At 70.8% G+C, this 14,246-nt stretch carries 14 protein-coding genes and 1 pseudogene; 6 read left to right on the plus strand and 9 right to left on the minus strand.

Going from position 1 to position 14,246, the window contains the following annotated elements; all coding sequences use genetic code 11:
- Positions 1–1,260: molybdopterin-dependent oxidoreductase (locus AOK24_RS13265; RefSeq protein WP_240553878.1), on the minus strand; the 1,260-nt coding region annotated here is incomplete at its 3' end.
- Here AOK24_RS13265 and AOK24_RS47495 point away from each other — a divergent pair.
- Positions 1,141–1,413: pseudogene (locus AOK24_RS47495) on the plus strand (MmyB family transcriptional regulator); the annotation flags it as partial. The gene AOK24_RS13265 and the pseudogene AOK24_RS47495 overlap by 120 nt on opposite strands.
- On the opposite strand, the gene AOK24_RS13270 reads toward AOK24_RS47495, so the two are convergent.
- The 4 genes from AOK24_RS13270 to AOK24_RS13285 are packed head-to-tail and all read right to left on the minus strand — an operon-like array spanning position 1,322 to position 4,857.
- Complete coding sequence (locus tag AOK24_RS13270) at positions 1,322–1,855, minus strand: GNAT family N-acetyltransferase (RefSeq protein WP_055720257.1); 534 nt, start codon at positions 1,853–1,855, stop codon at positions 1,322–1,324. The pseudogene AOK24_RS47495 and the gene AOK24_RS13270 overlap by 92 nt on opposite strands.
- A 46-nt stretch (positions 1,856–1,901) precedes the next feature.
- Positions 1,902–2,780: an ATP-binding cassette domain-containing protein gene (locus tag AOK24_RS13275; protein WP_055720268.1), complete on the minus strand. Its 879-nt coding sequence runs from the start codon at positions 2,778–2,780 to the stop codon at positions 1,902–1,904.
- Between the two features lie 5 nt (positions 2,781–2,785).
- Entirely contained in the window at positions 2,786–3,835 is a 1,050-nt protein-coding gene (locus tag AOK24_RS13280; protein ID WP_055720258.1) for an ABC transporter permease, read from the minus strand.
- The gene (locus tag AOK24_RS13285) at positions 3,835–4,857 is read right to left on the minus strand and encodes a sugar ABC transporter substrate-binding protein (RefSeq protein WP_055720259.1); all 1,023 of its coding nucleotides are present in this window, start codon (positions 4,855–4,857) and stop codon (positions 3,835–3,837) included. Before AOK24_RS13285 ends, AOK24_RS13280 begins: the two co-directional genes overlap by 1 nt.
- Before the next feature lie 207 nt (positions 4,858–5,064).
- On the opposite strand from AOK24_RS13285, the gene AOK24_RS13290 reads away from it, so the two are divergent.
- A complete protein-coding gene (locus AOK24_RS13290) occupies positions 5,065–5,850 on the plus strand; it encodes a GntR family transcriptional regulator (RefSeq protein WP_055720260.1) in 786 nt (261 codons plus the stop codon).
- 91 nt (positions 5,851–5,941) lie between these two features.
- Here AOK24_RS13290 and AOK24_RS13295 read toward each other — a convergent pair whose 3' ends face one another.
- From AOK24_RS13295 to AOK24_RS13305, 3 genes are all read right to left on the minus strand, one after another.
- Positions 5,942–6,700 (minus strand): SDR family NAD(P)-dependent oxidoreductase, encoded by a 759-nt coding sequence (locus tag AOK24_RS13295; protein ID WP_055720261.1) that lies wholly within the window; start codon positions 6,698–6,700, stop codon positions 5,942–5,944.
- A 2-nt stretch (positions 6,701–6,702) separates the two neighbouring features.
- Positions 6,703–7,881 carry an acyl-CoA dehydrogenase family protein gene (locus AOK24_RS13300; protein WP_055720262.1) on the minus strand — a complete coding sequence of 393 codons (1,179 nt, stop codon included), beginning with the start codon at positions 7,879–7,881 and terminating at the stop codon, positions 6,703–6,705.
- Between the two features lie 131 nt (positions 7,882–8,012).
- Positions 8,013–8,585: a TetR/AcrR family transcriptional regulator gene (locus tag AOK24_RS13305; RefSeq protein WP_055720263.1), complete on the minus strand. Its 573-nt coding sequence runs from the start codon at positions 8,583–8,585 to the stop codon at positions 8,013–8,015.
- Between the two features lie 178 nt (positions 8,586–8,763).
- On the opposite strand from AOK24_RS13305, the gene AOK24_RS13310 reads away from it, so the two are divergent.
- The 3 genes from AOK24_RS13310 (at position 8,764) to AOK24_RS13320 (ending at position 12,392) form a co-directional block, all read left to right on the plus strand.
- The gene (locus AOK24_RS13310; protein ID WP_055720264.1) at positions 8,764–10,095 is read left to right on the plus strand and encodes a gluconate:H+ symporter; all 1,332 of its coding nucleotides are present in this window, start codon (positions 8,764–8,766) and stop codon (positions 10,093–10,095) included.
- Between the two features lie 37 nt (positions 10,096–10,132).
- The gene (locus AOK24_RS13315) at positions 10,133–11,464 is read left to right on the plus strand and encodes an enolase C-terminal domain-like protein (RefSeq protein ID WP_055720265.1); all 1,332 of its coding nucleotides are present in this window, start codon (positions 10,133–10,135) and stop codon (positions 11,462–11,464) included.
- Between the two features lie 109 nt (positions 11,465–11,573).
- Positions 11,574–12,392, plus strand: coding sequence for an SAM-dependent methyltransferase (locus AOK24_RS13320; protein ID WP_055720266.1), 819 nt, complete (start codon positions 11,574–11,576; stop codon positions 12,390–12,392).
- A 4-nt stretch (positions 12,393–12,396) separates the two neighbouring features.
- Here AOK24_RS13320 and AOK24_RS13325 read toward each other — a convergent pair whose 3' ends face one another.
- Entirely contained in the window at positions 12,397–12,963 is a 567-nt protein-coding gene (locus AOK24_RS13325) for a 3'-5' exonuclease (RefSeq protein ID WP_055720267.1), read from the minus strand.
- Between the two features lie 125 nt (positions 12,964–13,088).
- Here AOK24_RS13325 and AOK24_RS13330 point away from each other — a divergent pair.
- Positions 13,089–14,246 (plus strand): aminotransferase class I/II-fold pyridoxal phosphate-dependent enzyme (locus tag AOK24_RS13330; protein ID WP_055720269.1); only part of this gene is annotated, 1,158 nt, incomplete at its 3' end.

Raw genomic sequence — 14,246 nt, forward strand, 5'->3', positions numbered from 1 at the left:
GATCTCCTCGAAGATCTCCTCCGCGCTCGCGTAGGTGAACCCGCTCTCGTACCCCATCGCGCAGGCGATGTCGGCGATGAGCCGCCAGTCGGCGACGGCCTCGCCGGGCGCGTCGACGGCGGGGCGGGCCAGCGTGAGGCTGCGCTCGCTGTTGATGAGAACGCCCTCGGTCTCGGTCCACAGCGCGCCGGGCAGGATCACGTCGGCGTACGCGGCGGTCTCGGTCTCCGCGAACACGTCCTGGACGACGACGAGTTCGGCGGCCTCCAGGCCCTCGATGACGGTCCTGCGGTTGCCGACGGAGGCGACGGGGTTGGTGCAGATGATCCAGCACGCCTTGATCTCGCCGTCGGCCATCTTCCGGAACATCTCGACGGTGCCCTTGCCGACGCCGTCGGCGCGGATCGTGCCGGGCTCCAGGCCCCACAGGCGCTCGGTGAACTCCCGGTCGGCGGCGGCGAGTACGGAGCGCTGGCCGGGCAACCCCGGCCCCATGTAGCCCATTTCGCGTCCGCCCATCGCGTTGGGCTGGCCGGTGAGGGAGAACGGGCCGCTGCCGGGGCGGCAGATGGCGCCGGTCGCGAGGTGCAGGTTGACGAGCGCGTTGGTGTTCCAGGTGCCGTGCGTGGACTGGTTGAGGCCCATCGTCCAGCAGCTCGTCCACTCCCCCGCCTCGCCGATCAGGCGGGCCGCCTCGCGGAGGTCGGCCTCGGGGATGCCGGTGATGTCAGCAACCGTTTGCGGCGGGTAGTCGGCGAGGAACTCCGGCATCGCCTCCCAGCCCTCGGTGTTGGCGGCGATGAAGTCGGGGTTTGTGTAACCGCCTTCTACCAGAAGGTGCAGCAGGCCGTTGAGGAGCGCGAGGTCCGTGCCCGGGGCGACCTGGAGGAACAGGTCGGCCTTCTCGGCGGTCGCTGTGCGGCGCGGGTCGACGACGATCAGTTTCGCGCCGGACGACTTGATCCGGTCCATCATCCGCAGGAACAGGATGGGGTGGCAGTCGGCCATGTTCGAGCCGATGACCAGGAAGACGTCCGCCTTGTCGAAGTCGTCGTACGAGCCGGGCGGGCCGTCGGCGCCGAGGGAGAGTTTGTAGCCGGTGCCGGCGCTCGCCATGCACAGCCGGGAGTTCGACTCGATCTGTGGGCAGAGGGCGAGGTGGCCGACTGCACGGTCGGCACGATGCGACTGCGCCACCCGGGCGTCGGCGACCTCGACGTGGACTACCAGGTCTGGCTCCAGCCCGAGAGCCCCGACCACCGACTGGAGCTCTACACCCCGAACGACCCGGCATCCGCGGACGCGTTGAGCCTCCTGGCCATCAACTCCGCACCCGTACATGCAGATGCCCGTCCAGCGGATACGCCGGCGGCAGCGCGGGCAGCGTCGCTTCGAGACCGTACCCGCATTTGACGGCGACTCGGCAGGACGCCGTGTTGTCCATCTGGTGGATCAACTCCAGGCGTTCCAGGGACTCGTAGCGGGAGAAGGCCCACTCTGTGAGGGCCAGCAGGGCGTTCGGGGCGACGCCCCGCCCCCGGGCCTCGGCGGCCGTCCAGTAGCCGACTTCGGCGACCGCGACCGCCGTACGTTTCAGGACCACGTGTCCGAGGAGTCCGTCCCCCACGACGGCGAAGGCTAGGCGCCGGCCGCTCTCCCATCCGTGCCGCTGTTCGTCGATCCACCGCTCGGCGTCGGCCTCGGTGTCGACGGCCAAGCTCGTCCAGTGGCGTAGGGCGGGGTCCTGGGCGGCGGCCAGCAGAGCCGGGGCGTCGGACGGCTGCCAGGGCCGCAGCGACAACGCGGAAGCCGGCCCCGGAGAGCCGGCTTCCAGCGGTATGACGATCTTGTCCATGGCGGCAGGGTAAGTCACCCGGCCCGACCCGTTCACACGGCCGCGCTCACGACCCCTCCCCCACCCCCACGCTGTCCGGCAGCTCGTCCACGTCCACGCCCCGGACCTGCGCCAACTCGTGCTTGAGTGCGGCGAGTTCGGCCCCGCCGGCCATGTGGTTGGTCAGCTCCTCAAGGCTGACCTCGCTCCGTGCGGCACTCAACTCCAGGGTTCCCAGGCGCAGGACGCTGAAGTGGTCGCCGACCATGTAGGCGTGGTGGGGGTTGTGGGTGATGAAGATGACCCCGAGCCCCCGGTCCCGGGCGGCGGCGATGTACTTGAGCACCACGCCGGACTGCTTGACCCCGAGCGCGGCGGTCGGCTCGTCCAGGATCAGCACCCGGGCCCCGAAGTACACGGCCCGCGCGATGGCGACGCACTGCCGCTGGCCGCCCGACAGCGTACCGATGGGCTGTTCGAGGTCGTCGAGGACGATCCCCATGTTGCGCAGCTCTTCGTCGGCGGTCCTCTTCATCCGCTCGATGTCCAGCCTGCGTACGGGCCAGGGCCCCTTGGTCATCTCGGACCCGAGGAAGAAGTTCCGCCACACCGGCATCAGCGGCACGGTGGCGAGGTCCTGGTAGACGGTGGCGATCCCGCGCGCGAGCGCATCGCGGGGGGTCGAGAACCGCACCGCCTCCCCGTCGACGAGGAACTCCCCCTCCGTGTGCTGGTGCAGCCCGGAGATGATCTTGATGAGGGTGGACTTGCCGGCCCCGTTGTCCCCGAGGACGCAGGTCACCTTGCCGGGGTGCACGGCGAGGGAGACCCCGTGCAGCGCGCGGATGTTGCCGTACGCCTTGCCCGCGCCGCGCAGTTCGACGATCGCGCCGTTCCCGGGGGGCGTGTCCTGGAGGGTCGCCCCGTGTGTTCCTTCGGTCGTCATGAACGTCACCTCCGGGTGGCCGTGCGCTGGATCCACAGGTTGATGAGGACGGCGCCGAGGAGCATGACGCCGAGGAACGCCTTGAACCAGTCGGGGTTCCAGCCGGCGTAGACGATGCCCTGCTGGACCATGCCGAACATGAAGGCGCCGAAGACCGGGCCGATGGCCGAGCCGGAGCCGCCGGTGAGCAGACAGCCGCCGATGACGGCCGCCGCGATGTAGATCAGCTCCTGCCCGACGCCCTCACCGGACTGCACGGTGTTGAAGGAGAACAGGTTGTGCATGCCGATGAACCAGGCGCCGAACCCGACGGCCATGAACAGGGTGATCTTCGTGAAGTTCACGGGTACGCCGACGGCGCGGGCGGACTCCTTGTTGCCTCCGACGGCGAAGACCCAGTTCCCGAACTTGGTGCGCAGCAGCACCCACGTGGCCAGGGCGGCGAACACGACCCACCACACGACCGTGATCTTCACCTGGACGCCGCCGACGCCGAAGGACGACGCGAAGACCTTGCGGGCCTGGTCGAAGCCGTCCATGTCGCTGATGTCGTCGGTCGCGACGTTGTCGGTGACCAGCTTCGTCACCGCGAGGTTGACGCCCTGGAGGATCAGGAACGTCCCCAGGGTCACCAGGAAGCTGGGCAGTCCGGTCTTCACGACCATCCAGCCGTTGAAGAACCCCACCGCGAGGGAGACGATCAGCGCGACGACCACGCCGGCCCACACGTTCATGGTGAGCTGGTAGCTGAGCATGGACGCGGTGAGCGCGGAGGAGATGACCGCGACGCCGGACGAGAGGTCGAACTCGCCGCCGATCATCAGCAGCGCGACCGGCAGGGCCATGATCCCGATGGTCGACGACTGGTAGAGGACCGTCGCCATCGAGCCGCCGTCACGCAGCGTGGGCGCCGTGATCAGGAAGAAGACGAACACCGCCGCCGCGCCGAGGAACACCCCGACCTCGGGGCGCGCCAGCACCCGTACGACGACGGGCCGTTCGGCCGTGCGCCCGTCCTTGTCCTGGGCAGGGGGCGCCAGTTGGGCGGTGCTCATCACCGCGTCCCCTTCGCCGCGTACTCTGCGACCTTGTCGACGTTGGTCTTGTCGACGAAGGCGGGACCGGTCAGCACGGCCTGCTCGCCGCCGCCGCTGGAGTTGCCGTTGTTCTTGTAGAGCCACAGTCCGTCGATGGCCAGGTAGCCCTGGAGGTAGGGCTGTTGGTCGACGGCGAACTCGATGGTGCCGGCCTGGACCGCCTTGACGAGGTCCTTGTTGAGGTCGAAGGTCGCGACCTTCGCCTTGGACCCGGCCTCGGAGACCGACTTGACGGCGGCCAGCGCGAAGGGCGCGCCGAGGGTGACGACGTGGTCGACGGCGCTGTCCTGGCGGAGCTTGGCGGTGATGGTCGACTGGACGGAGGGCATGTCGGTGCCGTTGACGTTGAGGATCTCGGTGGTGCCCTTGAACGTCTTCTTGAGGCCGTCGCAGCGCTGGGTGAGGCCGACGTTGCCCTGTTCGTGGACGACGCAGACGACCCGCTTGGCGCCGTCGGTGTTGAGGCGGCTGCCGAACGCCTCGCCGGCGACGGACTCGTCCTGCCCGAAGAATTCGAGGAGGCCGAGCTTCTTCCAGTCGCTGAGGCCGGAGTTGAGGCCGACGACGGGTATCCCGGCGGACTTCGCCTTGGCGATGACGGTCTTCAGCGCGTCGGGCTTTGCCAGCGTGACGGCGATGCCGTCGACCTTCTGGTCGATGCCGTTCTGGACCAGGTTGGCCTGGTTGCCGGCGATCGGGTCGTGGGAGTAGACCAGCTCGATGTTGTCCTTCTGGGCCGCGGCCTCGGCGCCCTTGCGGACGGTGTCCCAGAAGGTGTCCCCGGGGGGAGCGTGGGTGACGAGGGCGACCTTCATCCTCGCGGTGGTGGCCTTGCCGGCGGAGGCGCCGGACGAGGCGTCCTCGTCGGCCTTCTTTCCACCGGAACTGCTGGAGCACCCCGCGACGGTCAGGGCCGCGGCGGCGGCGAGGGCCACGAGCGGGACGATTCTGCGGGGGCGGGCTGGCGTTGCACTGTCCATCTTTCCGGCACCTCACTGTGCGGGACGCTGCGCTGTTGGGACGGGATCAAATCCCTTGCCGAACCCGGTGTCAATAGTTTGTTAAGACATCATTTCAGTAACAGGTCCGAATGTAAGAACAAATCATTGACAGGGGTGACCGCGGGGACCTACACCTGAGGAACGCACACTCCGGAGCCGATCTCTACCCCCGAGGAGGTGCCTCGCATGCCGAAGACCGGCGAGCGGGCCCGTACCGTGTCCGCCTCCGCGCTGGACGCGGTGCACTTCGCGCTGGACCGGGGCAGCCCCGTCCCGCTGTACTACCAGCTCGCCCAGCAGCTGGAGTCGGCGATCGAGCACGGCGCGCTCGCCCCCGGCAACCTCCTCGGCAACGAGATCGACCTCTCCAACCGCCTCGGCCTCTCCCGCCCCACGGTCCGCCAGGCCATCCAGTCGCTCGTCGACAAGGGGCTCCTGGTGCGCCGCAGAGGCGTCGGTACGCAGGTCGTGCACAGCCAGGTGAAGCGCCCCCTCGAACTCAGCAGCCTGTACGACGACCTCGCCGCGGCCGGCCAGGGCCCCACCACCGTCGTCGTCCGCAACGAGACCCTCCCGGCCCCCGCCGACGTCGCCGCCGCCCTCTCCGTCCCCGAGGGCAGCGAGATCACCCACATCGAACGCCTCCGCTCGACCCATGGCCAGCCGGTCGCCCGCCTCTCCAACTACCTCCCCCCGAACCTCCTCGACCTCTCCACCCCCCACCTCGAATCCACCGGCCTCTACACCATGTTCCGCACAGCCGGCATCACCCTCCACAGCGCCCGCCAGACCATCGGCGCCCGCGCGGCGACGCCGGAGGAGGCGACCCTCCTCGACGAATCCCCGGGCGCCGCACTACTGACGATGCAGCGCACGGCGTACGACGACACGGGCCGGGCGGTGGAGTACGGGACGCACATCTACCGTGCGTCCCGGTACGCCTTCGACTTCCAGCTCCTCGTAAGGGCGTAGCCGGACAGCCGACGACGGCGAGGCGCCAAGTCTTTTAGGGGCGCGGGGAACTGCGCGACCAGCCACGAAGCACCCGCACCCGCAACACGACCTATCGCGGCGCCATCCTCAACGCCCCGTCCATCCGGATCGTCTCCCCGTTCAGGTAGTCGTGGTCCACGATCATCCGCGCCAGCTTCGCGTACTCCTCGGGCGAGGCGAACCGGTGCGGGAAGGGCACCCCGGCCGCGAGGGACGTACGGAACTCCTCGGAGACCGTGCCCATCATCGGCGTGTCGACGATGCCCGGCGCGATCGTGCACACCCGGATCCCGTACTGCGCGAGGTCCCGGGCGGCGGGCAGGGTGAGCCCGACGACGCCCCCCTTGGACGACGCGTACGCGGCCTGCCCCACCTGCCCGTCGTACGCGGCGATGGACGCGGTGTTGACGATGACCCCGCGCTGCCCGTCGGCGTCCGCCTCGGTCTGCGCGATGGCCTCGGAGGCGAGCGCGAGGACGTTGAACGTGCCGACGAGGTTGATCTGGATCACCTTCGCGTACAGCGCGAGATCGTGGACCCCCTTCCGGCCCAGGATCCGCATGGACGGCCCGATCCCGGCGCAGTTGACGACGGTCCGCAGCGGTACGTCCGTCCCGGACGCGGCGGCGACGGCCGCGGCCACCTGCTCGGGGTCGGTGACGTCGGCGGGGACGTACGTCACCCCGGCCACCTCGGGCGCGCCGTCGATCGCGGACTTCAGGTCGACGGCGAACACCTGCGCCCCGGCCCCGGCGAACGCCTTCGCGGTGGCGGCACCGAGTCCGGACGCCCCGCCCGTGACGAGCGCGGCGGTGTCGGCGAGCTGCATTCTCACTCCTTGCCGAGGACGGTGAGCGCACCGCCCTCGCTCCGGTCGAGCGCACGCGAGATCACCATGCGCTGGATCTGGTTGGTTCCTTCGAAGATCTGCATGACCTTGGCCTCGCGCATGTACCGCTCGACGGGGAAGTCCCGCGTGTAGCCGTACCCGCCGAGGACCTGGACCGCGTCGGTGGTCACCTTCATCGCGTTGTCCGTGGCGACGAGCTTGGCCACGGACGCCTCGCTGGTGAACGGCAGCCCCTGGTCCTTGAGGCGCGCGGCGGCCAGCGTCGTCGCGCGCGCGGACTCGACGGCGGCCCCCATGTCCGCGAGGACGAACGCGAGCCCCTGGTGCTCGATGATCGGCTTGCCGAACGTCTCGCGCTCGCGCGCGTACCGCACGGCGTGGTCGAGGGCCCCCTGCGCGAGGCCGGTGGCGACGGCGGCGATCCCGAGGCGTCCGCAGTCCAGCGAGGCGAGCGCGATCCGCAACCCCTGCCCCTCCTCCCCGATCCGCCGCGAGACCGGTACGCGCACGCCGTCGAACCGCATCGTCGCGGTCGCGGAACCGGTCAGCCCCATCTTGCGCTCCGGCGGATCGGCGCTCAGCCCCGGGGTGCCGGCCGGGACGAGGAAGCAGGAGATGCCGTGCGTGCGGTCCTCGGACGTGCGCGCCATGACGGTGTAGAAATCGGCGTAACCGCCGTGCGTGGTCCAGGCCTTGGCGCCGTCGATGACGTACTCGTCGCCCTCGCGCACCGCGCGGGTGCGCATCGCCGCCGGGTCGGAGCCCGCGTGCGGCTCGGAGAGGCAGTACGCGCCCAGCAGCTCCCCGCCGAGCAGCTCCGGCAGCCACTCGGCGCGCTGCTCAGCCGTACCGAACCGGGCCAGCGGGAAGCAGGACAGGGCGTGCACGGAGATCCCGACGGCGACGCTCGACCAGACGGCGGCGACCTCTTCGAGGACCTGGAGGTACACCTCGTACGGCTGGCCCGCCCCGCCGTCCTGCTCGGCGAACGGCAGCCCGAGCAGCCCGCTGCGGCCGAGCGTGCGGAACACGTCCCTCGGGAACTCCGCCTCCGCCTCAGCGTCGGCGACACGCGGCGCCAGCTCCTTGGCGGCGAGCAGCCGCGTGAGCCGGACCAGGTCGAGGGCTTCCTCGGTGGGCAGGGCGCGAGTGGCGGGCACGAGGGCCTCCCCTGGACGAAAACGATACTGGAACGAGTACCTGCGTATCATTCAGAGTACGCCAGCAGGGCCGAGGGCAACAGTGCTCCCAGCCTTCCGGCAAAGATCAGGTAATAGTCAGAACTCGGCGGCTACGACGACACCGCGTGCACGATCAGCGAAGCGAGCTGCTCGTACGCCTCCGCGTCCGACAGCCCCGTACGCGCCTTCAGCTCGCCCCCCTGGATCTGCCGCATGGTCGCCGCCGCCACCTCCCCGACGAACCCGGCGTGCACATCCCTGAACGCGCCGTGCGCGACCCCGTCGGCGATCAGCTGCCGCACCCGCTCCGACGCCCACCGCGTGTTCGCCTCGTACACCTCGCGGGCGGGCGGGAAGTCGGCGACGTCGTCGACGAACCGCCGCGACAGGGGCCGGAGCTGCTCGGCGACGGCCGTCAGGTACACCCGCACCCGGTCGGCGGGGTCGGCGGTCTGCACGACCCGCTTCTCGACCGCCTCGGTGGCCCCCCGGAAGTAGTGCTTGACGGCCTCGACGACCAACCCCTGCTTGCTGCGCGCCAGTTGGTACAGGGTCGTCTTGGAGCACCGCAGCCGCACCGCGAGATCGTCCAGCGTGAGATCGGCGAACCCCTCCGCCGTGACCAGCGCGACGAGGCGTTCCAGCAGGTCCGCCTGGCGGGCGGTGCGGCGAGCGGAGGGCATGATCCCAGCGTAGTCCAGAAGTGACCGGTCAGTAGGGACCGGATCGGCGAACCGTTTCCGCGCCGCGCGCTCCCGAGATCGCGTCCCCGCACGCTCATTGACCCCACCCGTCCACATACTTAACCTTCGTCTCAGGACATAGACAGCGTCGTCTCCTCCACGGACAGGGGAACCGCACATGCCGCTCGTGGTCGTCGGGATCAGCGTCCTGGTCCTCCTGTTCCTCATGACGAGGCTCAAACTCAACGGATTCGCCGCGCTGTTGCTGGTCGCCGTAGGGGTCGCGCTGGTCAGAGGCATCCCGGTCGCGACGATCCCGGACGTCCTCGCGGACGGGCTCGGCGGGCAGATCGGCGACACGATGCTGACGATCGGGCTCGGCGCGATGGTCGGCCGGGTGATGGGCGACTCGGGCGCGGCGCAGCGGATCGCGGGGCGGCTCCTGGAGGTGTGCGGGCCGCGCTGGGTGCAGGTCGCGATGGTGCTGACGGCGATGCTGATCGGCGTCACGATGTTCTACGAGGTCGCGTTCGTCATCATCGTGCCGGTGGCGTTCACGCTGGTCAGGGTGACGGGCGTGAACCTGCTGTGGGTGGGCCTGCCGATGTCGATCGCGCTGTCGACGATGCACAGCTTCCTGCCCCCGCACCCGGGCCCGACGGCGGTCGCGGCGACGTTCCACGCGTCCGTCGGACTCACCCTGTTCTACGGCCTGTTCATCGCCGTCCCGATCGGCGCGGCGATCGCCCTGCTGTGGCCCCGGCTGCCGTTCGTGCGCGCGATGAACCCGACCGTGCCGACGGGCCTGGTCAGCGACAAGGTCTTCGAGGAGGACGAACTCCCCGGCCTCGCCTGGTCGCTCGCGGTCGCGCTGCTGCCCGTCGTCCTCATCGCGGGCGCCGCGGTCACCGACATGGCCACCGACGCGGAATCGGGCCTCGTCCACACCGTCGAGTTCATCGGATCGGCGCCGGTCGCCCTGCTGCTCACGCTGCTCGTGGCGATCTGGGCGTTCGGGCCGCGCATCGGGCGCAGCCTGGAGGAGGTCAGCGCGTCCTGCCGGGGCGCCGCGCAGGCGATGGCGATGATCCTGCTGGTGATCGGCGCGGGCGGCGCGTTCAAGCAGGTCCTGGTGGAGGGCGGGATATCCGACTACATCAAGGACGCCACCGACGGCTGGTCGATCTCGCCGATCGTCCTGGCGTGGCTGGTCGCCGCGATCCTGCGCGTGGCGCTCGGCTCGGCGACGGTCGCCGTCGTCACCGCCTCCGGCGTCGTCCTCCCGCTGGTCGCGGGCAGCGGCGTGCACGCCGAGATCATGGTCCTCGCGGTGTCCTGCGGCTCGATCGCGTTCTCCCATGTGAACGACCCGGGGTTCTGGATGTTCAAGGAGTACTTCAACCTGTCGGTGGTCCAGGCGATCAAGGCGCGGACGACCTATACGACGGTCCTGGCGATCCTGGGTCTGGGAGGAACACTGCTGCTGGAACTCGTCCTGGACACCCTCTGACTCCCTCCGACCCACTCCGACCCGCGTGAGGAACCCCATGCCCCAGCCCGTCGTCACCCGCTACTCCGTGCACCCTGTCGCGGGCCACGACTCGATGCTCCTCAACCTCTCCGGCGCCCACGCCCCCTTCTTCACCCGCAACGTCCTGGTCGTCGAGGACTCCGTCGGCCGCGTCGGCCTCGGCGAGGTCCCCGGCGGCGAGGCCATCACCCGTACCCTGCGCGACGCCGAACACCTCGTCGTCGGCGCCGAGTTGGGCGACCACAAGCGGGTCCTGCGTGCCGTCTCCGAGACCTTCGCGGGACGCGACGCGCACGGCCGCGGCGAGCAGACCTTCGACCTGCGCACCACCGTCCACGCCGTCACGGCGATCGAGTCGGCGCTCCTGGACCTCCTCGGCCAGCACCTGGAGGTGCCCGTAGCGGCCCTCCTCGGCGACGGCAAGCAGCGCGACGCCGTACGGGTCCTCGGCTACCTCTTCTACGTCGGCGACCCGGACCGTACCGACCTGCCGTACGTCCGGGAGAAGGACGCGGACGTCGCGTGGTACCGCGTCCGCCGCGAGGAGGCGCTGACGCCTCAGGCGGTCGTGCGGCAGGCGGAGGCGGCGTACGAGCGGTACGGGTTCCGGGACTTCAAGCTGAAGGGGGGCGTGCTGGCGGGGGCCGAAGAGGTCGCGGCCGTACGGGAGTTGAAGGCGCGGTTCCCCGAGGCGCGGATCACCCTCGACCCCAACGGCGCCTGGTCGCTGGCGGAGGCGGTCGAGCTGTGCCGTCCGCTGCTCGGGACGCTCGCGTACGCCGAGGACCCGTGCGGCGCCGAGGACGGGTTCTCGGGGCGGGAGATCCTCGCGGAGTTCCGCCGGGCCACCGGGCTGCCGACGGCCACGAACATGATCGCCACCGACTGGCGCCAGCTCACCCACGCGCTCGCGCTCGGCTCGGTCGACATCCCGCTGGCCGACCCGCACTTCTGGACGATGTCCGGCTCGGTGCGCGTCGCGCAGCTCTGCAACTCCCTGGGCCTGACCTGGGGTTGCCACTCCAACAACCACTTCGACATCTCGCTGGCGATGATGGCGCACTGCGGGGCCGCCGCGCCCGGCGCGTACAACGCCCTGGACACGCACTGGATCTGGCAGGAGGGCCTGGAGCGCCTCACCGTCCAGCCGCCGCGCATCGTCGCCGGTGAGGTCGCGGTGACGGACACGCCCGGTCTCGGCGTCACCCTCGACCGGGAGCGCCTCGCCGCCGCCGAGGCGCTGTACGCGGAGCACGGGCTCTCGGGGCGCGACGACGCCGTAGGGATGCGGTACCTGGTCCCGGAGTGGACGTTCGACGCCAAACACCCCTGCCTGGTGCGGAGTTGACCGTACGGGAACCCGGGTCCCGGCGCGGTCGGGCGCGTGCCAAGATGATGTTCCGCAAGTCATCCCGCGCCCGGCTCTGCGCAGCCGACCGCCAGGACGGAGCCCGCCCATGACCGCCCCCGGCCCCACCGAACGCCCGAAGATCGACACGAGCCGTCCGCACCCGGCGCGGATGTACGACTACTTCCTCGGCGGCAAGGACAACTACCCGGTCGACCAGGAGGCCGCGGAACGCTTCATCGCCGCGGCCCCCGAGGTGCGGGTCGCCGTCCGCGCGAACCGCGCCTTCCTGCGGCGTGCCGTGCGGCACGTGGTCGGCGAGGGCGGCATCCGGCAGATCCTCGACATCGGCACCGGCCTGCCGACCGAGCCGAACGTCCACCAGATCGCCCGCGAGATCGCACCGGAGACGCGCGTCGCGTACGTCGACAACGACCCGATCGTCGGCACCCACTCGATGGCCCTGCTGGACGACGACGAGGGCATCTCCGTCGTCCTCGCGGACCTGCGCGACCCGCGCGCGATCCTCGACCACCCGGACGTCCGCAAGGTCATCGACCTGAACGAGCCGGTGGCCCTCCTGCTGGTCGCCGTCCTGCACTTCATCAAGGACGACGAGGACCCGTCCGCGCTGATGGCGGCCTTCCTGGACGCCCTCCCCGCCGGCTCCTACCTCGTCCTCACCCACGCCACGGTCGACTTCCACGAGGACCGCCGCGCGGACGCCGTCGCCATCTACAAGAACGCCTCCGCGACGATGAACCCCCGCCCGCACGCCCGCGTCCTGGAGTTCTTCGACGGCTTCACCCTCCTCGAACCGGGCCTGGTCACGGTCCCGACCTGGCGCCCCGACGCCACCGACGAGACCCCGGACCCGAACCTGCCGCCGATCGGCTTCTACGGCGGCGTGGGGCGCAAGGACGCCTGAGCGGTCACCACGCCCCCCGCCCCACCAGGTCGAGCACGAGCGCGGCGATGTTCCACGCGTCGTCCTCGCCCCGGTGATGGCGCCCCTCCAGCGGCAGCCCGGCGAGCTGGAGGGCCTGCGCCATGCCGGGTTTCCCGCGCAGCCCGTACGCCTCGGTGAACACGGCCTTCGCGTTGGTGTGGGTGCGCTCGGCCGGGTAGCCGAACGGGAACGCCACCCCGTCGGCCTGGCTCTGCCGCGCGAACTGCCGCCGGTCGTACTCGCCCCAACTCGCCCACGGCCGCACCCCGCCGCCGTACTCCTCGACGAGCACCCGGCACGCCTCCGCGAAGGACACTCCCCGCGCCACTTCGGCCTGCGTCAGGCCGGTCAGCTCCGTACAGAAGGCACTCACCCGGGACCGGGTGGGCCGGACCAGGATGCGGTGCCGGGACACCCGGGTCCGGGCCGTGAGGTCCACGACGGTCAGCCCGATCTCGATGATCTCGTTCACGGAACCGGGCGGCGGCTGGCCGTCCCAGCAGGTGGCCTCCAGGTCGATGACGTTGAGGAGGGCGGATTCGGGGCGCATGGGCCGAGGGTAGGGACACCGGCCAGGACCCGGCACCCCGTTTTCCCGGCCGCACCGACGCCCTGTCGCCGTGTGTACAGCCCCCTCCCCCGGGTACTCGCCCCTCCCCGAGGAGGCCGATCATGCTGGACCACTCCCACGCACCCGTACTCGAAGCTCTCGCGGCGCGGCGTCACGCGTTGTCGTTCACGCCGCCGGGGCACCGGCAGGGCCGGGGGGCCGATCCACGGGTACGGGCCGTGCTGGGCGACGCCGTCTTCCGTTCCGACGTCCTCGCGACCGGCGGTCTCGACGACAGGGCCGCCTCCCACCGCGTCCTGGAGCGGGCGCAGGAGCTGATGGCGGACGCCGTCGGTGCCGAGCACACCTTCTTCTCGACCTGCGGCAGCTCCCTGTCCGTGAAGGCGGCGATGCTCGCGGTCGCGGGCCCGCACGAGGAGCTGCTGATCGGGCGGGACGCGCACAAGTCGGTGGTTTCCGGGCTGGTCCTCGCGGGCATCCGGCCGGTCTGGGTGGACCCCCGCTGGGACGCGGCCCGGCATCTGGCCCACCCGCCCGACGCGGACGCCTTCGAGGCCGCGTTCTCCGCGCACCCGTCCGCGCGGGGCGCGCTCGTGACCTCGCCGACCCCCTACGGCACCTGCGCCGACCTCGCCGCAATCGCCGGCGTCTGCCATCGGCGGGGGCTGCCGCTGATCGTCGACGAGGCGTGGGGCGCGCACCTCCCCTTCCACCCCGACCTGCCCACCTGGGCGATGGACGCGGGCGCGGACATCTGCGTCACCTCCGTCCACAAGGCGGGCTCCGGCCTGGAACAGGGCTCCGTCTTCCACCTCCAGGGCCCGCGCGTCGACCCCCGCACCCTCGCCAACCGCGCCGACCTCCTCGGCACGACCAGCCCCTCGGTCCTCATCCACGCCGCCCTCGACGGCTGGCGCCGCCAGATGGTCGAACACGGCAAGGACCTGTACGACGAGACCCTCGCCCTCGCCCACCAGACCCGCGCCCGCATCGGCTCCACACCGGGCCTGCACGTGGAAGGCCGGGCCGAGTTCTGCGGCCCGGGCCGAGCCGCCGACCTCGACCCCCTCCAGATCGTCATCGACCTCACAGACCTGGGCACGAGCGGCTACCGAGCCGCCGACTGGCTGCGCGCCCACCACTCCATCGACGTCCACGTCTCCGACCACCGCCGCATCACCGCACAACTCACCCACGCCGACACCCCCACAACAACAGCCACCCTCCTCACCGCCCTCACCGCCCTGACCCAGACCCCCGAC

Source organism: Streptomyces niveiscabiei (assembly GCF_001419795.1).
Taxonomy (GTDB): domain Bacteria; phylum Actinomycetota; class Actinomycetes; order Streptomycetales; family Streptomycetaceae; genus Streptomyces; species Streptomyces niveiscabiei.